Raw genomic sequence first — 17,992 nt, forward strand, 5'->3', positions numbered from 1 at the left:
ATCAACCGCTTCTCTCAAATACCTGATGACGTTTATGCGATGGCAGTGCGAAGGAACGTTCTTGCATATCCAAAGTGGCTAAGCATGCGGTGCCTGAATTCAAGTATGCCATTCATCGAGCTCAAACTAGAGTAGCGATTTAATCCGTCGGACCAATTCACCCCAGTCAAAGTCGGGTGTTAAGTGACACCAGGAAAGACGAATTGCGCCCTGAATTTCAGCATCGGACAAGCCCATTGCCTTCAAGACATGGCTCGGCTCATAACTCGCTGAAGTGCAAGCAGAGCCGTTCGACACGGCCACCAAACCCTTAAGCGACAGCATAACCGCCTCGGAATCGAGACCGTCGATGCTGATGTTCAGCACATGGGGAACCAGTCGAGCTTCATCCCCGTGCAGAGAGATCTTTAGGTTTCCAAGGGCTGCGAGCGCCTCGGAGCGAATTGCCAAGCACCTCTCGTGTCGCGCCTTGAAGTTTTTCTCAGCAAGCTCCGCAGCCAAACCGAAGCCGACGATCAAGGGGGTTGGAAGAGTGCCGGGTCGCAAGCTGCGCTCTTGCCCACCACCATAGACCAAAGGCTCAACTGGTGGTCTTCGATACCTGCGACGACGTGCAATTAGAGCGCCCACCCCAACGGGCCCGTAAATCTTATGCGAACTCGCACTAATAAGATCGATCCGAGGCAATCTCAGTTCGTCGACCACCTTGCCGAAGCTCTGGGCTGCATCGACATGCAGATACGCGGCTAACCCCTCGAGCCCTGCTGCGATCTCATTGATCGGTTGGATGACGCCGGTTTCGTTGTTGACGTGCATGACCGAGACCACAAGCGTGTCTGACCGAACCGCCTCGAGCACACGCTCGGGCGGGACAAATCCGTCGAGGTTGGGGGGGACGAGCGTCACCTCGAAGCCACGCCGCTCCAGCACCTCCAAGGGCTCCAGAACAGCTTTGTGTTCGATGGCAGTCGAAACGATGTGTAGCCGTCCAGTTTGCTGGCCATATTCTGCGAGTCCCAGCAAAGCGATGTTGTTGCTTTCGGTTGCACCGCTGGTGAAGACAACCTCGCTTGGCTCGGAACCAACTAGTGACGCCACCTGCTCGCGTGCGACCTGCACCACCTTCTTAGCCTGCAATCCAAACTCGTGAGTGCGGCTTCCCGCGTTGCCCACTTCCTCGCAGAAGTGACGAACCATGAGATCCTGCACGGCAGGTTCCAATGGTGTCGTCGCGTTACAGTCCAGATAGACTACCAAGGCGCTCCTCCATGCGAAAAGTTTGGTTGCGCTCCCAGCGTGTACGTTTCTGATTTGACAAACAGAGCGTCCTATGGCTCATGGTGTTTGTATCCCACAGAGCGTCGCAAGGTGCAAGTTCGTGATGTCAGAAGGCTTCGAAATCGTGTTCCCCGCTATCCGCGGGATCCAGGCAGGCAGAGAGTACTATGTATCAATGTGCCCACTACGGCTGCTGCCAAGACTCTTTGTCTTCAATGAAGAAGAAATACTTCCGGAGATGCGCGCTCAGCGACAGCTGAATCGCTCTCGAATTCCTGAAATGGCGAGATATATCACCGAGAATCCTAATGACTATGTTTTTTCGGCGATTACAGTATCGGTTGATGGTCAAGTGGAGTTTGAAAGGCTCTCGTCAGATGAGGAAACAGGCCGAATTGGCATGCTCCATATCCCAATGGATTCACGTTTTGTAATAAATGATGGACAGCATCGACGAGCCGCAATCGAAATTGCGCTTCGAGAACGCCCCGAGTTATCTGATGAGACGATATCTGTTGTTTTCTTCCTTGATATTGGGCTTGAGCGCTGCCAGCAGATGTTTGCTGACCTGAATAGGTATGCAATTCGGCCGTCCAAGTCACTAGGGGTGCTGTATGATCATAGAGATGAAACTGCACTGCTTGCTAAGGGTCTCGTTCTGAAATCAAAAATATTCCGAGACGTTGTGGAGGTCGAGAAAACAACGCTTTCGCCACGCTCTAGGCGCCTCTTCACCTTGAGCGCAATCTACAATGCTACAAATGAACTAATCTCCGGTGTTGATCTTGAGGAGCCACAAGAAGCGGCAGAGCTCGCTGTAAAATTCTGGGAGGAAGTTGCTCAGCACATGAAGGAATGGGAGCTCGTGCGCAACGGTCAAATCACGGCCGGAGAGGTCCGCCAAGATTTCATCAACTCACACGGAGTGGTGCTCCAAGCCTTGGCGCGAGTCGGCAATACCCTGGTTCGTAAACACCCGAACGATTGGCAGAAGAAGCTCAAGAAGCTCTCAGACATCGACTGGAAACGGTCAAATGCTGCGCTGTGGGAGGGCCGCGCCCTGCTCGGCGGACGGGTCTCCAAGGCGCAACAAAACATTATCCTCACCGCCAACGCGATCAAGCAGAAGCTCGGCATCGAGCTTTCGCCAGAGGAGCAACGTGTCGAGGACGCATTCAATCGAGGAGAACATGCAGCAGCCTAATTTTCGCAAGCCGGCCTCAGCCTTCGAGGAACTCGGCTTCCGCAAGACGTTCGACCTGATCATGGACGAGGTCGCGGAACTCTACAAAGCCGACGAGGTCCCTTGGGTCATCGGCTATAGCGGGGGCAAGGACTCAACAGCCACACTCCAGCTTGTCTGGATGGCTCTGGCGCGGCTACGCCCTGATGAACTGACCAAGCCGGTCTACGTCATAAGCACCGATACTTTGGTCGAGAACCCCATCGTATCTTCTTGGGTGCGCCGCTCCCTCGAAAAGATCGATGCGGCAGCTGGCGAGCAGGGTCTGCCGATTTCCGCGCATCAGCTCAGCCCTGATCCAAGCAACACCTTCTGGGTAAACCTCTTGGGCCGCGGCTACCCAGCTCCTCGACCAAAGTTCCGCTGGTGCACCGAACGCCTTAAGATCAATCCCTCCCACGAGTTTATCAGCTCAGTCGTGCAGAGCCACGGCGAGGCGATCTTGGTGCTTGGCACGCGCAAAGCCGAGAGCGTGGCGCGCGCCAAGGTCATGAAACATTATGAAAAGAAGCGCGTCCGGGATCGCCTGAGCCCGAATGGCGGTCTGCCAAACTCCTATGTCTACACGCCGGTCGAGGACTGGACGAACGACGACATCTGGATGTTCCTCATGCAGGTCCAGAACCCGTGGGGTTACAACAACAAGGATTTGCTGACGATGTATCAGGGCGCCTCGCCGGATAACGAGTGCCCGCTGGTCGTCGATACCAGCACGCCGAGCTGCGGCGATAGCCGCTTCGGTTGCTGGGTCTGCACGATGGTCGAGAAGGACAAATCGATGCAGGCAATGATCCAGAATGACGAGGAGAAGGAGTGGATGCTTCCGCTCCTCGAGCTCCGGAACAGGTTTGCCCCAAAGGACAGCGACGGCAAGTGGGATGACCGCCATTTGCGCGACTTCAGGCGCATGAACGGGTCCGTGCAGCTCTTCCATGATCGCCCCATTCCGGGTCCCTACAAGCAGGAAGTCCGAGAGAACTGGCTGCGAGAGCTCCTGGACGTTCAACGGATCATCCGCGAGACCGGTCCGGACTACGTTCACGATATCGAGTTGATCTCACTGCCCGAGCTCGAGGAGATCCGACGCATTTGGGTCGTGGACAAGCATGAGATCGAGGACAGCCTGCCTCGGATTTACGAGGAAGCGAGCGGTTCGCCTTATCCAGGTCGTGCGCTCGACGACAACGCTGCGATGGGTGCGGATGAGATGCAGCTTCTGAAGGAGCTGTGCGGGAATGACGAACTGCACTTCCAGCTAACCCGCGAGCTTCTCGCCACGGAAAAGCGCTACCGCTCGATGCTGCGCCGCGCCGGCCTTTTCAAGGCCATCGAAGGCGCCTTCCAGCGAAACTTCTTTGATGACGAAAACGATGCGGTAGAGCGCGCTAGGCGCAAGCAAAACGGCCGCGAGGAAGCCTGCGCCCGCGGGCAGAACCACGCCTCTGGCTTCACGCGGATACAAGAGCCGCTTGAGCTAATCGAGGGCCAGGTAGATGAGGCCAAATAATGATAATTGATGAACTTACCCTCCACGACTTCGGCATCTATGGCGGCCGCCAGACCATTCAGCTGACACCGCCGAGCCCTGAACAGCCTGTCATCCTCTTTGGCGGTCTGAACGGTGGCGGCAAGACTACGCTATTGGACGCTCTTCAGTTGGTGTTGTTCGGCCCTTTCGCAAAGTGCTCAAACCGCAACGGGCTAAGCTACCAGAAGTTCTTGGCGAACTGCATTCATAGAGCACCTGGAGTTCGAGAGGCTGCAATCGAGCTTTCCTTCCGGCATACGCTCGAGGGGAACGAGGCGGAGTACCGCCTCCATCGTTCGTGGCGATTGATCGAAAGTGGCTGCAAGGAGCACTTCGAGGTTCAACGCGACGGTCGGGTCGACCGGACGATGACGGAGAACTGGTCAAATCAGGTCGAAGACTTCTTTCCGAGCAACATCGCCCATCTCTTCCTGTTCGATGGGGAGAAAGTCGAGGGCTACGCTTCTCCTGAGAGCTCCGCCAATTTGATCGGCACCGCCATTCAAAACCTCCTTGGTCTTGATATCGTCGACCAGCTGGAGAAGGATCTACAGACCTTCGAACGGCGCAAGCAGGTCGAAGCCAAAAGCGATGTAGACCGCCAGACGATCGAAAAAGCCGAGCAGGAGATCAAAGCTGCCCGCCAACGCCTAGATCAGCTTAAGCAGGATAGGGCTTCTCTGAAAGCCTTTCGCCTAGAACAGGCGCGCGCCCACCTCTCCAAGATCGAGGAGCGTTATCGCAAGCTGGGGGGCGAGCTCTACGATCAGCGAGCGGAGATCGAAGCGCGGCGTGACGGGGCCGAAAAGGCTGCGAGCGACAGCGCGCACAGCCTTCGGGAGTTGGCTGCTGGCTGCCTGCCTTTGGCTCTGTGCCCCGATCTCCTGACGGCCGTCTCCAAGCGCGCCGACCAGGAAGAGGAAAGCCGACATCAGCGCGAGGTCCTAGAAACCCTTCAAGAGCGCGACGTTAGGCTCCTCGAACTCGCGAGGGAACAGGGTTCAGACCCTGATCTACTCAAGCGTCTGGAGGCCTTTTGCGGAGAGGATCGCGCGCGCCGCCAAGAGATTAGCGCGCGGGAGAGCTACCTTGATCTGCCGGCCGAAGCGCAAGGTGACCTTCGCGCTTTGCTCAACCGCGACCTAAAGGAAGCCCAGGAGGAGGCGCAAAGCCAGCTGACCGAACAGCGCCGCCTCGAAGAAGAGCTCGATCAGGCGCAGCTCGAGGCAGCCAGTGTGCCTCAGCCCGACAGTCTCTCTTCGATCCAAGAAGAGCGCGAGCAACATAGAACAGAGATCTCTCGGCTCGAGGCCGAGCTTGGCCGCCTTGAGGAAGAGATTGCGCGCACCGAGCGGGAGCTCGACCAGAAACAGCAGACTCTGACACGCCTCCTCGAGACTGACGTTCAAGCCGAGCTTCAGCGTAATGACAGGGCGCGCATCCTGCACCACTCACCCAAGGTACGAGGGACGCTGGAGACCTTCCGGCGTGCTGTGGTCGAGCGACATCTGCGCAAGATCGAGCAACTGGTCCTGGATAGCTATCAGCAGCTCCTTCGTAAGACGAGCCTCGTCACTGGGCTTTCGATTGACCCAGATGATTTCTCTTTGACGCTCTTCGCGAATGACGGTGAGCGGCTTCCTCCTGAACGCCTTTCTGCCGGCGAGCGTCAGCTACTGGCCGTGGCGCTGCTCTGGGGGCTGGCCAAGGCATCTGGCCGCCCACTGCCAACTGCGATCGACACCCCGCTCGGGCGGCTCGACAGCGGCCATAGGGGCCATCTCGTCGAGCGCTACTTCCCTTTCGCAAGCCATCAGGTGCTGCTTTTGTCGACGGATGAAGAGATTGCCGGCGACTATCTGGAGCGGCTCAGCCCCTGGATCGGGCGGATATACGCCTTGGAATTCGATGATGCGGCTGGCGCCACGCGCATCTCGGAGGGCTATTTTCCGAAGAAGGAGGCTGCTTGATGGCTATCGACTACATCCGTCTTTCTCAGCAAGGCAAAGATCACCTGATCAAGCTGAAGCGCTACACGGGAATCGAACACTGGAACGTGCTCTGCCGGTGGGCCTTCTGCCTGTCTCTGTCCGAGCCTAGCGTCCCGCCGAATGCGAAAATCTCGGCCGACAGCAATGTCGAAATGACTTGGAAGGTATTCGGCGGGCGGCACCACGAAATATATCTCGCGCTACTAAAGGAGCGGTGTCTTCGGGATGGTTTTGAGACGGACCCGGAAACACTACAACATCAGTTCAGGCTCCATCTGCATCGCGGGGTTTCCTACCTCGCCGGAAACCGAAAACTCCGCGACATTGGCAAGCTAGTTGCCATGCCGTTCGATGAGGCCGCATGAGCCATGGAGCAGCCGGTCGAGCGCCATAAGACGGCGATCGGGCGGGCTGATCTTTCCCGTCCGATCAAGCTGGCGCTGACCGACGGCTTGGCGTTACCCGATACTGAGATTTTCGACTACGGATGTGGACGCGGGCAGGACATCGCCCGCCTCAGTTCCATGGGATTCAAGATCAATGGCTGGGACCCGTTCTTCCGCCCGGACGCGCCGCGCAATCCAGCCTCGATTGTGAACCTTGGTTATGTAGTCAATGTGATCGAGGATCCGAGAGAGCGGGACGATGCACTTCGCGATGCCTACTCTTTGGCCAAGAGTGTTCTGGTCGTCAGCGCTCGGCTAACGGCCGAGGCTCGTGATGGGGCAGAAACCGCCGACCATTCAGATGGGCATCTAACATCTCGAGGAACCTTTCAGAAGCTATTCGAGCAGACAGAACTGAAGAATTGGATCGACCAGACGCTCGACGTATCCGCTCTGCCGGCCGGGCCTGGCGTCTTCTACGTTTTCCGCAACGACGAAGAACGCGTTGCCTTCCAAGCCTCGCGGTATCGACGGCGTGCAGTTGCTCCACGCCTGTCCCGCTCTGAGACCCTTTTCAATGAGCACGAGGCGCTTCTCCAGCCCCTGATAGATTTCTGGATGAAACGCGGGCGGATGCCAGCTGAGGATGAGCTTGGGTCCGAGATCCGGACAATACGCGAGGTTTTCGGCAGTCCAAAACGTGCCTTCCAAGTTATCAAACGGGTGACGGACGCTGAGCAGTGGGATGAAATCGCAGCTGAGCGAACGCAAGACCTCCAACTCTACCTCGCACTCTCGCAATTTGACGGCCGCCCACGCTACTCCGAGCTTCCAGAGGAGCTCAAGCAGGACGTGAAAGCCTTCTTCTCGAACTACACCAAGGCTTGCCAGCTAGCAGATGAGCTCCTGTTCTCGCTCGGTGATCCAGAGGTGATCGACGCAGCCTGCAGGAGTTCGGAAGTGGGCAAGCTAACACCCTCGGCGATCTACGTGCATGAGAGCGCGATCGAGGCGCTGCCTCCGATCCTACGGCTCTATGAAGGCTGCGCGCGCGGCTATATCGGCCGCGTCGATGGGGCCAATGTGATCAAGCTTCACCGCGGCGAACCTAAGGTCTCTTACCTGACCTATCCGGAATTCGAGACTGATCCTCACCCGTCCCTAGCGCACGCCCTGACGGTTAATCTGCAAACCTTCCGTGTCAAATCGCGGCGCTACAGCGGGCAGCGGAATCCACCTATCCTTCATCGAAAAGAGGCGTTTGTTGCGCCCGACCATCCGCTTCATGCCAAGTTTGCTCGGCTCACGCGAATAGAGGAGTCCAAGGGACTGTATGAGGACTCCAGCCGCATCGGGACACGAGATGGTTGGAACGCCGCGCTCACTGCCCGCGGCCTTCGCCTAGCCGGCCATCGACTCGTTAAGTCGAACGCCTCTAGGGAATAAAGCACGTACACATGGAGCGGCTATTAAAATATCCTTGTATTTTCGACAGGCTACTGAAAGCCTTGTTCAACGACAACGTCGGTCATTGGGATACGAAGAGACCCTAACGCTACCCACCGTGACTTTTTCAGTAGCTTGCTAGGGCTGAACTATAGTCCAATTTTGCGACTAAAAATTCGCCAATTCTGTAATGTCATCAAGCATCGTGTGCTCTTCCTCCTCTCGCTGAATAAGTGACAACAGGCCTTCACGCCAGTCTTGTTTTCCATCCCAAATCTCACGCTTCAGAATTTCCAGCCCACCGTTCGCATACTCTTCGAAACAGAGTACCCGAGCGGTCTCATTCGACGGCGCAATCATCTTGGGATTATCCATTTCCTCAATTGCCAGGATGCTCATGATCGTGCGATCAAAGTCACCCCGGAACACGTCCAGATCGATCGGCTCAGAGCTCTTTTTGAACTCTTTCCGGTTTCCACGCCGATATCCAAGGGTAGCAGCGAATACCATTGCATCCTTGAAAGTTGGAAAGACACCTGTGTCCCTCAGCTCATTGAGCATGTCATCAAACTCGGCGGGTCGTCTAACTCTAGCGGCCAAGGTAGCCCTCCTCAATCTTTGTGAACTCCGGACCGTCGGTACGTTTTACGTAGCTGTTATTTTCCTCACGACCCGTTGATTTTGGCGCGTGGTAAACAAGGCTGTACTCTTTTCCGATATAGGGCCGGCACTTCCCATCAACTTCCTTACTCCACTGCGAGTTTGATGCGAAAATCACAACTTGGTCTGCAAGCTGCGGAATATGCTCTGCGATCTTTTCGCGATACTCGCGATCAAGAGCGCCGAAAGGTGAATCCATTATGATGGGAAACACGCCACCCTTAAAAAATGATCCCTTCGCCTGCTTGCGTTCTTTTGCAAGGCTCACAAGGCTTGCAATGAAACTGAGACTGATGACTTGGTTTTCACCGGTGGATTTCTCGGAGACGGGCTGCTTCCCTATTCCAGGCAAGTCCTTGAAAATCTTGAGCGTGTAATCCGGATCGATTTCCGCATAAAAATCCTTACGCAAAATCGACTGAAAGGTTTCATTCACTCGTTCGGAAAGACGCTTGCGGGTTTCTTCTGCTAGCGCTTCATGCAAGCCGTCCACAAGGCTCTTGCAGTCCTCAGCAAATTCCAGCCTGCGGCGCGCTACGTCCTCCTTCTCGGACTTGGATTTAACCTTCTCGATCTCCTTCCGGATCCCGGCCAGCTCCTCATCATACTGCTTAATCGCATCGCTGGCTTTCGCAATCTTGAGCTGCTCATCGGCCTGGAGCCGGCCGAGCTCGGTACGACGTTCTTCCAAACGCTTCACATCTTCGATCTCTGAAGAACCGAGCGTACTACTTATCTCGTCGAGGGCCTGAGAAATTTCTTTCAGACGCTGTTTGAGCTCGGCCTCTTTCGCTGACCACGCCGTGATCTGTTTATAGAGACGTTCCCGCTCCCGTGGCATCGCCCGCAGGTTGCTCACTGTCTCCGTAAAGGCGGCTTCGAGGTCCTCACCCGTCGCCCGGTCCCGATAGGCCTCTACGGCTTTTCTTTGTGCTGTGCCCTCTGCGAGCTCACTTCCACAGATGCAGGTCCCTTCGTGCAGCAGGTCATCGACAAAGGTACGCCGAATCTTGTAGGGTAGCTCACCGCGGCGGCGGCAATCCTCAAGCTTTTCCGATACTGAGGTGATACTGTCCTTCAGGAACGCGAGGGCACCGGTCTGCGCGATAGCCTCCATCCGCGCCTGGCGAAGCTCCTCAAGATCGTCCTTAACGCTCTGGTTCTCGTTCTCCAGTGAGCGGCGCTGTTCCGCCTTGGCCTTGACGTCGGCGATTCCCTCATAGGCCGCATTGATCGCGTCAATCTCGTTCTGATAGCCGACACGGTTCGCCTCGGCTGTATCCCTGGCCTCCTCGTGCCGCCTGCGTTCATCAACGGCTTTTTCCTGACGGGAGAGCAGTTCCCGGTAATCAGACGAAGCCGTTTCGCTCGCCTCTTTCCGGAGGTCCTTAATCACGAGGCGGCCTAAATGGTCACTCGCCCGCTCCACAATCTCCAAGCCCATCAACGTTCGTATGGCATCACGGATTTCACCGGCGGCCGAAACGTTCGCCAGCTTCTCGATCCGCTCACCATTGAAGAAGAAATACGAGTGCATCTTCTCGGGGATGAGCTGGTTAATCTGACTCGAAGGATTTTGCGAGCGCTGGAATTTCCCGCTGGCGTCTACCCAAGTCACGCTTGGCACAGACTTTCCGATAGCCTCAGCCTCCAGTCCTTCTCCTACTCGCCGATACTCCTGTTTCCTGCTGACTGTGTAGACCGCGCCCTCGTGCTCGAACTCGAGCTCAAGGAACAGTTCCGCAATTTCACCGGGCTTCGTCTGCGAAAGTACGAGCTCGTTCAGGATCGTCTGCTCGCCGGTGTCGAAGTCAGTGTGGCCGTACAGTACCCACTTGAAAGCATTCAGTAGTGAAGTTTTTCCCGCACCGTTCTCCCCGTGAATAACGGTAATACGCGTTTGGTCATCAACCTCGAATTCCAGAACACAGTCGCCGTAGAACTGTCGAAAATTCCGTAGCAGTAGGCGCTTGATTCTCACTTTTTGACCTCCCGCTCAATCAATTGCTTGATGCGCTGCGCGATCTCCTTCTCGACACTACCCGCTGAGCTTAGATTGCGGTAACTCTGATACTCGTGCTCGATTTCGAGTATCTCATTCACCGTCGTTCTCACACGTGGCGACGCTGCTTTCAATATATCGCGAGGGGAGAGATTATCACTGCTCATCTGCACGCAGTCCTTTCTTCGCGTAAGTGTCAGTATTAGAGAGAATTTTCGCGCCTAATAGTCAAGAAGCCTGAGTTTCTCCTTGACAAGACGTATCTTCGACAGCGCCTCTCCGTGGTTCTCCGCAAGTTCCGCAAACTCATTGAATCTCGCCAGCTCCCGCCGCATGAGGGATCGCTCCACATTCGAGACACCCTTATCCTCCAAGATTTCGGGACGTGGTGTAACGATGAAGTCATAGATTAACGCGCGTTCCTTACCTGGAAATCTCCGTAAGACGCGGCCACGCCGCTGAATGAATTCTTTGGGGTTGGTTGAAGAGGCAAGGATGTAGGCTGTTTGCGTCATGGGGACATCTACACCCTCGTCCAGGCATCGAATAGCCAATAGAACCTGGAGGTCGCCGGCTGCGAATTGATCTAACAGTCGGCTTCGCTCATCGTTGCTTTCTTCCGATGTGAATTTATTGGCACGCAGCCCCAGCCCTGAACCAATCCTCTCAAGAGCTGTATCGATATATCTCTTCTCTTCTTCCTTGCTATCGCCGCAATATATCAGCGTATGGCGAACGTCCCCCTGCTCCTTCAACAGGCCGAGCAGCGCAGGGAGCTTGCTTTTCGCTTTGCCGATTAGCCGCGCACGGCGAATCAGAAGTTTCTTGAGAGCCTCGCTGCCGTCCTTGTCATCAGGCTTTTCTCCTTGTGCAAAGAGCTTACTGATTTGCAGGGAGAGCTCATCATATTCCAGCTGCTCCTCATCATCAAAATGAACGAGAACCGGGTAGTAGAAGTAGCGGCAAAGAAATCCGCCCTTAATCGCTTTGTCGAGCCCAAACTCCAGTACGGTCTCACCGAAGTAATTCTTGAGCTCGGTCGATCCCTCCTCATCGCCGGCGCGATCTGGCGTCGCAGAAAGTCCAAGTCGGAAATTGGCGTTCGCAGGTAAGGAGGCTAGAGCGTTTCGGGCTCCGAGGTTGTGCATTTCGTCACCGACGAAAAGCAGATGGCCTGGCGCCTGCTCGATTAGCCCTTGAAAGGGCTTGTCACGCAGAGATGCGTTCACAACAATCAACATGCCGTGCTGCTTCACCTTGGCACGGAGATCGTTGAGAAGGCCCTGCGCTTCATTCATCCAGCGCATTACACCGCCATAACACAGGACAGGCTCGTACCCGAACTCTCTGGCCTCCTTGGCCCACTGCTCGGCGAGGTGTTGGTATGGCACAGCGATGATGGTTAGAAGCTCTGCTTGCTTTTTCGTAACATAGTCATTCAGGCGGGTCACGGTCGTGAGTGCAGTCACCGTCTTGCCGGTGCCTGTTGCCATGTGAAGAAGCCCTTTGCCGTTATTCTTGAACCAGTTCCTGATGCCCTCTTCCTGATAGTCGCGAAGCCGGCCGTTATTCAAGAAGTGCGGCGGGACACGTGGAGACTGGGGCTCCTTTTCTGGAGATGCGTCGGGAAAGAGATCGTAGTGCCGAGACGATCGGCGCGCCTGCTCAACGAAAGCACTTAGATCAGCTGCTCTTGGGTCGTGAACTGCGAGGTTCGGGTCTCGGCCCTGCCACATGCGCCCAAAGGACGCTTCGATGGCATCGTTGCGCTGCTCACTTTCTTCAGAATACCAGTCGCAAAAGACGCTAAAAGCCTCCCAATTGGTGCGCGCGCCGCCCGTCAGATTGTATGAGCCCAAAAACCCAACGCGGTTTCCTTCATCATCGCTGAACTGCCCCTGCTTCGCGTGCATAATGCCCGAAAGCCGGTTGCGCGGGATACCGATCTTGAAGGTAAGGACTTCGTCGATAATCAGCCATCCCAAGGCTTCCCGCGTACGCTGGGTCAGGCCAGCAAATAGTTCGTGATAGGAGCGAGAGATAACTTTTCGAATGCGCTCTTCCCGGCAGGCGCCATTGTCGGCGAGCACCCTGAAGTCATCTTCCGTGAGTTCGGGCGAGATGATCCAGCGCGCCTTTCCGCCGCGCAAAGCAAACTCTGCCATCCCATGCGCGGCATCCCGTAGCCATGCGGTACTGAAATAGCCGACTGCGACGTCGTAGGTGAACGCCCGCTCAAGGACAGGATCGAAAAACTCAGCGATGGGATCGTGCTCGCTGGTCGTCACATAGAAGGGTAGAGAAATATCCTTCAGGCTCATGCTCAGACCCCGAAGTCACCTAGCAGCTTATCGAGGATTTCGTCCTCACTGCTTGTATCGTTGATTGCGGCAATGGGGTGTTTCAGGTATGGATCCAGATCAGTGTAGTCCGACGCCCCGTGGAGCGCGAGGAAATCCCTCAGCCTTCCTAGACCACCGTCTGTCCCTATCCCCTCATCAAGCGCTACGTCTCGAACTTCAAGATATGCAGAAACTTCTGGCGGCTCTTCGCGCAGGTGGAGGACGTCTCCTTTGATCTCGAAGTCCTTGTACCCTGACAAAAAGCCCTTGAGCGGGCGCGTGTGATACTCCCCGAAGATCGGGGAGATCAGCTCGGCAAGCGCAAGTGCAGACCTTGGTCCGGGAGACAGTGCGAGACAACAGCTGGTGTGGAGCTGCTGCTGACGCTGTTCGTCTCCGAACACTCGGTCGGTCAGATCATAGTGTCCGCGTCCGACGGACACGGCGAATGGAGAGTTATCGAGACTGGTTGCAATCGAAGTCAAGAAGGTGTCGCGCCGTCCCTCCAGCGCTTCAGCAATCTCTTCCAGCGAGAGCGCCCGGCCCGCTTCGGAGAGCACCGCGATGATTTCCTCATTCAGCCCCAAGAAACCTTGGCCGGACGAGAAGCTGGTCAGGCCGACCATCAAGCCTCGCCTGACATCGAACCTTTCATCGTCCTGCAGAATTCCCAGCAGCATATAGTAGTCAAACTGGGTACCGTATTGCTCCGTTGTCCCCTGGAAGTGCTCTGAGAAAAGGATCTTGACGCTCACAAATTCACCGCGGACTGTCAAAGCGTCATAAACCGTATTCCTGATGGCTTCGATATCCTCTTCGCTCAGACTAAGATTTTCGTATAGATCGTAAGTTCCACGTGCAACAATAAGTACTTCCTCAAGGCCACCGAGCACTGATCCAATTTGCTGAATACTATCATCTTTGCCGAAAATCTCGTGATTGACCGCCCTTATCTCCTTGCAGTGAAGTGCGTGTCCAGCTTTGCGCAGAATTAAAATATATCGTGCCGACGCGGGCAGCCGCGGCGCTGAGGCTATGAGATCATCTTCAATGGTCGCATCAAAACTATCTGCGAGCTCCGCTCTTATCCCGTCAAGCGTGAGATCGGGAAAGTGTTCCGCTACACTGGAGACGCGAATTGGCAAGGATTGTTTCAACACGGCATCGACTAGACGCTGCCTAACCGAGCCCGCAAGGATTTCTGGCTCTTCCGGCAACTCAAGCATATAGCGTTCAAGTATCCATCCTGCTTCAGTCTGGACACTCTCACTCTCCAGAAACTGCTTGACTCCACCATAAGATATGTCGATCGCCAAGCGCTGTCCGGGCGTAAGGCTTTTTGCAGCAGAACCTATCTGCTCATCGGTAATGATCTTGCGGTTAGAAAATATGAGGTCGATGGTGTCTTCCGACTCTAAGGCTGCGGAAAGCGCCTTCATCACTTTTTTGTTGCGCATCTTGCGCAGAGCTTTTGCTTCGATCTGACGGATGCGCTCGCGTGTAACGCCGTAGTCACCGGATATGCGCTCAAGTGTTTCAGGCTCGCCACCGTCTAGGGCGTAACGTCGCTTTATTACTTCCTGCTCACGGGCAGTGAGTTCAGCCAAGACACGTGGCATGATCTGGCTGATCGAAGCACCCCAGACTGCTGCAGGGTCTGACTTACTCAGCGCGGAAAGGTCGACAGCCTCAAAAGCGAGGACTGCGGCTAGCTCTTCTTTTCTTAAAGGGCGCTGCTCAAGCACTTGCCTGACAATCGGGATACACTCTTCTCTGATACCGAGGGCTTTGACGCGTTCCGCCACAATGTCGTCAGTGATACGCGCCAACTCCTGTAGCGACTTGCGCCCACAGTTCTTTTGGCTTCCCAGATGGTGGAGCGTATCGCCAAAAGCGCTGAGGAACTCCGAAAACGGAACGGGATCTTCCGAGTACGTATTCAGAAGTAGATTTTTCAGACGAACTGAAGGATAGCGGTCCAGGATTTCGTCGGGGAAAAGTAACCCCTGGAAGAGGCGCTGCGCGGCCTCATACGCCCGCTGTCTTTCAGCGCTGTCGTCAAGCTCCTCAGCAGAGCTATCCGAAGGGACACTATTCGTGAAACTAATTCCTCCAGAAGCGAAGGCTGCCACAACAAGCTTATGCAGCTCGGAGACAGACTTTCTGCCGAGGTTCTGAACGTGTTTTTGGAAATAGACGCGCGCCTGTTCTGGATCACGCATGTAGTCGGCCACAGTGTTAATAGGAAGTTCCTTCGAGCCGCCAATCGCGTTGCGAAGACGCACGGAGCATTCGCTCTCTGCGACAAGGTCCTTGATCTTGATCTCGAGCGCGGAGGCGACCTCCGGTAGTGGGCCTGGTACTCTGTCTTGCTCGGGTGCGCGCTCTACGCGCGCCTCGATACTATGTTGTTCGAACGTCTCCTGCCGAGCCATCGAGACCATCAGGCGTGAGCTGCCCTCCGAGACCCTGCTCCCAGGGCGCTCCTCCATCAAAGCCTTTTCCAGGTTCTGCACAGTGACCTGATCGACCTCGTCGACGGCTTCCGCATGCCTTGTCAGCAGGAGGGGGTCGTTATCTTCAACCAGCTTTGTCCGGCTTGGCTCTTCGACATGGCTTGAGTCAGCGCTTGGCTCCTGAGGGCGCCTCTCGTCGAGCCCGGATTCTGAACGCGGCATCGACTCCGCAGCCGTCGACTCATCGCTGCGCTGATCTGCACTTGGTACGGCTGCCGGACTCGGGTCCCGCCTCGAAAACGATGTCGGAAACTGGAACAAGCTTGATAATTTCTTGGCGAAGGCTGACAGCATGGATACTAACTTGCTACCTCTTAATTTCTTCGTGCCTTCTCAGCGCGGGTTGTGCTTCGGTAAGTTATCTGACGTCGATTTGTGCGTAAACCTTCAGCGTGGCGTCAGTTGGGCAAGAGTCTCACACGCAAACCGCATCTTGTGCGGTGCACGAGCCGCAGAAGCTCCAGCATTGAGCGCATTTGGCCGTTGTCAACTTCGCCCTCGCCCCTCGTGAGTCCGGCATCGATTATCGCGCGCTTAGCACCTTCCTAGGCAGTGAACGCCAGGATCGCCTCGAAGTCGTGCGCCGGCATGCGGAAGAAGCCGTCCTCCAGCAGTTGTGAGGCCATGGCGTGCCTTGCTCAGCCGATCTTCATGCCCCAGAAGGACGTCTGGTCGGCGGCGAAGTAGCCGTCCGCGGCGCGAAAGTTGCCCTGCAGTTCAACGGTGTCGCCGGCGGTGAGCGCGACCATTGTCTGCAGCCAAAGCGCTGTCGCCTCCGAGACGTGTGCCCCGCTGATCTCTCCGAAAGAGCCGCGGATCTCGGTGGCGCCGTTCAGCACGAGCCGCCCGCTCATCCGCGCCGACGTGCTGGCGTTGACCTTGTAGAGCAGCGTCGCGCCGAAGAGGTAGGTGCCGTCCACCGGCGCCACGAAGCGGTTGTTCGCGGCGTCGAAGGAGCCCTGGTCGTTGTAGTCGGTATTGTTGAGGCCGATCTTCGTCCAGGTGCCGATGCCGACATAGTTGTCGTAGTTCGTGTACGCCTTGAACCGGGGCAGCCGGGGCTGGTCGACGATGCCGGTGGCGTTGTCGACGCTGAGCCCGTCGAAGAAGGTACTGCCGTCGGCCGAGACCGCGAGGCGGAAGCGGTCGGAGCCGAACAGCCCCACCAGCGCCTTTGTGACGAAGTCGGTCTGCAGGGTCAGCCCGAGATCGTCGCCTGCGGCCTCCTTGTTCATGGTGTAGAACAGATCCCCCGTGCCGCCCTCGGCCATGGTTTTCGCCGTCCAGAGCGCGGCGTTCAGCTTGGCCGAGAACGGGTTCGACGCATCCGCCATCGTGCCCAGCCCGAGGAGCGCGAGGTTCTGCAACGCCGTCGGGGTTGTGCCGATCCAGCCCGCGCCGTCGTAGACCAGCAGCAGCCCTTCGTCCTCGACCCACGCCCGCCAGCCGGTCCGCGGCGGCAGGCGCAGCCAGGCGCCGTCGGTCCAAAGCGCGACGTTCAGGTCCCAGCCCGCCCAGTCGCCCGTCGCGCCCGAGGCGACGATGTAGCGGTCACCGTCGTCGGGGCTCGTTGGGGGTGTTGCCAGATCGCGGTCGAGGACCGAGAGCTGAACGAGCGCGTCGAGGATGCGCAGCGCCTCGTTGTGGGTGACGTGCTTCTGGGCCTGCGCCGCGAGGATGTAGGGCAGCAGGAGATGGGTCGTGGCGTCGGACATGGGATGGCCTTCAGAGTATCAGCGTGACGGTCTTGGGCGCGCCCCGCCCGACGAGGGCGGAGAGCTGGTAGATGCGAATGTCGAGCGTGTCGCCGGGGCCGAGCGGACCGCCCCAATCGGCGGTCTGCTGGGCGGCCGTGTAGACCGCGCTGGTGGTGGCAGTGCTCAGCACCCGCTTCACGTTGGCGCCGTCGAGAATCTCGACTTCGTAGACTTCGTGTTCTTCGGCCAGCGGCACCTCCAGCCCGCCCCAGCTGTCGGCCGCGAGCGCGCGCGACCGGCGTGTCCAGCGGATCGTCAGATCGCCGGGCGCGCGATGCCTGCGCCACGGCTGCTCGACATGGGCCACGGAGAACGGCCGCAGCCCCGCGCCCGCGGGCGTGAAGGCCTGCGCCACATAGGTCTCGTCGCTGACCGGGCGGCTCGCGGGGCCGATGCGCCAGTTCCACGGGATGCCGATGTCCGCCTCGGCGATCGGCAGCGAGGCGAGGCTGTCGTCGAGCACCACCACCCGCGCGCCGGCGGGCGCGGGATTGCCCATGACGCCTTCCGTGCCGCGCTGGCCGCGGAGCAGCCGGGTGAGCCGATACCGGCCCGGGGGGCCTTGTTGCGCAAATCTCCTGACGGAGGGACTTCCCCTTTCTTCGTTTGAGGTCAGCCGACGGGCTGCGTGACGGGGATGCCGAGGGCGGTGAAGCGGTTGAGGATGGCGATGCGAACTTGGAGTTCGGCGGTCTGGCGGTCGAAGTCGCGGGACATGAGCTTCTGACCGAGGAGCTTCATGCAGTTCATCTTGGTCTCGACGCGGCTTCGACGGTGGTAGCCGGACCACCTTCTCCAGAGCGTCCGACCGAAGCGTTTGATGGCGCGCAGGGCCTCGTTTCT

Annotated in this window: 12 protein-coding genes and 2 pseudogenes; 5 read left to right on the forward strand and 9 right to left on the reverse strand. The window is 57.1% G+C overall.

The genetic code is table 11. The features are described 5' to 3' along the window. Positions 1-126: 126 nt before the first annotated feature. Positions 127-1,257, reverse strand: a complete 1,131-nt coding sequence (dndA, locus tag LX81_RS02090) for a cysteine desulfurase DndA (protein ID WP_111535612.1) — start codon at positions 1,255-1,257, stop codon at positions 127-129. Positions 1,258-1,381: 124 nt separating this feature from the next. Here dndA and dndB point away from each other — a divergent pair, with 124 nt between their 5' ends. From dndB to LX81_RS02115, 5 genes are read left to right on the forward strand one after another with little or no spacing between them, the layout of a single operon-like run. Next, the gene (gene dndB / locus LX81_RS02095; RefSeq protein WP_111535613.1) at positions 1,382-2,482 is read left to right on the forward strand and encodes a DNA sulfur modification protein DndB; all 1,101 of its coding nucleotides are present in this window, start codon (positions 1,382-1,384) and stop codon (positions 2,480-2,482) included. Further along, positions 2,469-4,028 carry a DNA phosphorothioation system sulfurtransferase DndC gene (gene dndC / locus LX81_RS02100; RefSeq protein WP_111535614.1) on the forward strand — a complete coding sequence of 520 codons (1,560 nt, stop codon included), beginning with the start codon at positions 2,469-2,471 and terminating at the stop codon, positions 4,026-4,028. The genes dndB and dndC overlap by 14 nt, the downstream gene beginning before the upstream one ends. Beyond that, positions 4,028-6,019: a DNA sulfur modification protein DndD gene (gene dndD / locus LX81_RS02105; RefSeq protein ID WP_111535615.1), complete on the forward strand. Its 1,992-nt coding sequence runs from the start codon at positions 4,028-4,030 to the stop codon at positions 6,017-6,019. The genes dndC and dndD overlap by 1 nt, the downstream gene beginning before the upstream one ends. Further along, positions 6,019-6,405 carry a DNA sulfur modification protein DndE gene (gene dndE / locus LX81_RS02110; protein ID WP_111535616.1) on the forward strand — a complete coding sequence of 129 codons (387 nt, stop codon included), beginning with the start codon at positions 6,019-6,021 and terminating at the stop codon, positions 6,403-6,405. The genes dndD and dndE overlap by 1 nt, the downstream gene beginning before the upstream one ends. A 3-nt stretch (positions 6,406-6,408) precedes the next feature. After that, positions 6,409-7,872 (forward strand): DNA phosphorothioation-associated putative methyltransferase, encoded by a 1,464-nt coding sequence (locus LX81_RS02115; RefSeq protein ID WP_111535617.1) that lies wholly within the window; start codon positions 6,409-6,411, stop codon positions 7,870-7,872. 168 nt (positions 7,873-8,040) lie between these two features. Here LX81_RS02115 and LX81_RS02120 read toward each other — a convergent pair whose 3' ends face one another. The 8 genes and pseudogenes from LX81_RS02120 to LX81_RS02150 form a co-directional block, all read right to left on the reverse strand. Beyond that, a complete protein-coding gene (locus tag LX81_RS02120; RefSeq protein ID WP_111535618.1) occupies positions 8,041-8,472 on the reverse strand; it encodes a DNA phosphorothioation-associated protein 4 in 432 nt (143 codons plus the stop codon). Next, entirely contained in the window at positions 8,462-10,513 is a 2,052-nt protein-coding gene (locus LX81_RS02125; protein WP_111535619.1) for an AAA family ATPase, read from the reverse strand. Before LX81_RS02125 ends, LX81_RS02120 begins: the two co-directional genes overlap by 11 nt. Continuing rightward, entirely contained in the window at positions 10,510-10,701 is a 192-nt protein-coding gene (locus tag LX81_RS21815; protein WP_146259379.1) for a hypothetical protein, read from the reverse strand. The genes LX81_RS02125 and LX81_RS21815 overlap by 4 nt, the downstream gene beginning before the upstream one ends. 54 nt (positions 10,702-10,755) lie before the next feature. After that, positions 10,756-12,855, reverse strand: coding sequence for a DEAD/DEAH box helicase family protein (locus LX81_RS02130; RefSeq protein WP_111535620.1), 2,100 nt, complete (start codon positions 12,853-12,855; stop codon positions 10,756-10,758). A 2-nt stretch (positions 12,856-12,857) separates the two neighbouring features. Then, positions 12,858-15,686, reverse strand: a complete 2,829-nt coding sequence (locus LX81_RS02135) for a sigma factor-like helix-turn-helix DNA-binding protein (protein ID WP_111535621.1) — start codon at positions 15,684-15,686, stop codon at positions 12,858-12,860. 344 nt (positions 15,687-16,030) lie between these two features. Then, positions 16,031-17,107, reverse strand: a complete 1,077-nt coding sequence (locus tag LX81_RS02140) for a DUF2793 domain-containing protein (protein WP_111535622.1) — start codon at positions 17,105-17,107, stop codon at positions 16,031-16,033. Positions 17,108-17,117: 10 nt separating this feature from the next. Next, a pseudogene (locus LX81_RS02145) lies at positions 17,118-17,708 on the reverse strand (GTA baseplate fiber-binding domain-containing protein); the annotation flags it as partial. A gap of 53 nt (positions 17,709-17,761) precedes the next feature. Then, positions 17,762-17,992: pseudogene (locus LX81_RS02150) on the reverse strand (IS5/IS1182 family transposase); the annotation flags it as partial.

The sequence above is a fragment of the Palleronia aestuarii genome (genome assembly GCF_003253995.1).
Classification (GTDB): domain Bacteria; phylum Pseudomonadota; class Alphaproteobacteria; order Rhodobacterales; family Rhodobacteraceae; genus Palleronia; species Palleronia aestuarii.

What these genes read in the sequence shown, in the direction of transcription:
- LX81_RS02130 (WP_111535620.1), bottom strand. Translation starts at nt 12,855, where the DNA reads ATGAGCCTGAAGGATATTTCTCTACCCTTCTATGTGACGACCAGCGAG.
- LX81_RS02115 (WP_111535617.1), top strand. Translation starts at nt 6,409, where the DNA reads ATGGAGCAGCCGGTCGAGCGCCATAAGACGGCGATCGGGCGGGCTGAT.
- dndE (WP_111535616.1), top strand. Translation starts at nt 6,019, where the DNA reads ATGGCTATCGACTACATCCGTCTTTCTCAGCAAGGCAAAGATCACCTG.
- LX81_RS02140 (WP_111535622.1), bottom strand. Translation starts at nt 17,107, where the DNA reads ATGTCCGACGCCACGACCCATCTCCTGCTGCCCTACATCCTCGCGGCG.
- dndB (WP_111535613.1), top strand. Translation starts at nt 1,382, where the DNA reads ATGTCAGAAGGCTTCGAAATCGTGTTCCCCGCTATCCGCGGGATCCAG.
- LX81_RS02135 (WP_111535621.1), bottom strand. Translation starts at nt 15,686, where the DNA reads ATGCTGTCAGCCTTCGCCAAGAAATTATCAAGCTTGTTCCAGTTTCCG.
- dndC (WP_111535614.1), top strand. Translation starts at nt 2,469, where the DNA reads ATGCAGCAGCCTAATTTTCGCAAGCCGGCCTCAGCCTTCGAGGAACTC.
- LX81_RS21815 (WP_146259379.1), bottom strand. Translation starts at nt 10,701, where the DNA reads ATGAGCAGTGATAATCTCTCCCCTCGCGATATATTGAAAGCAGCGTCG.
- dndD (WP_111535615.1), top strand. Translation starts at nt 4,028, where the DNA reads ATGATAATTGATGAACTTACCCTCCACGACTTCGGCATCTATGGCGGC.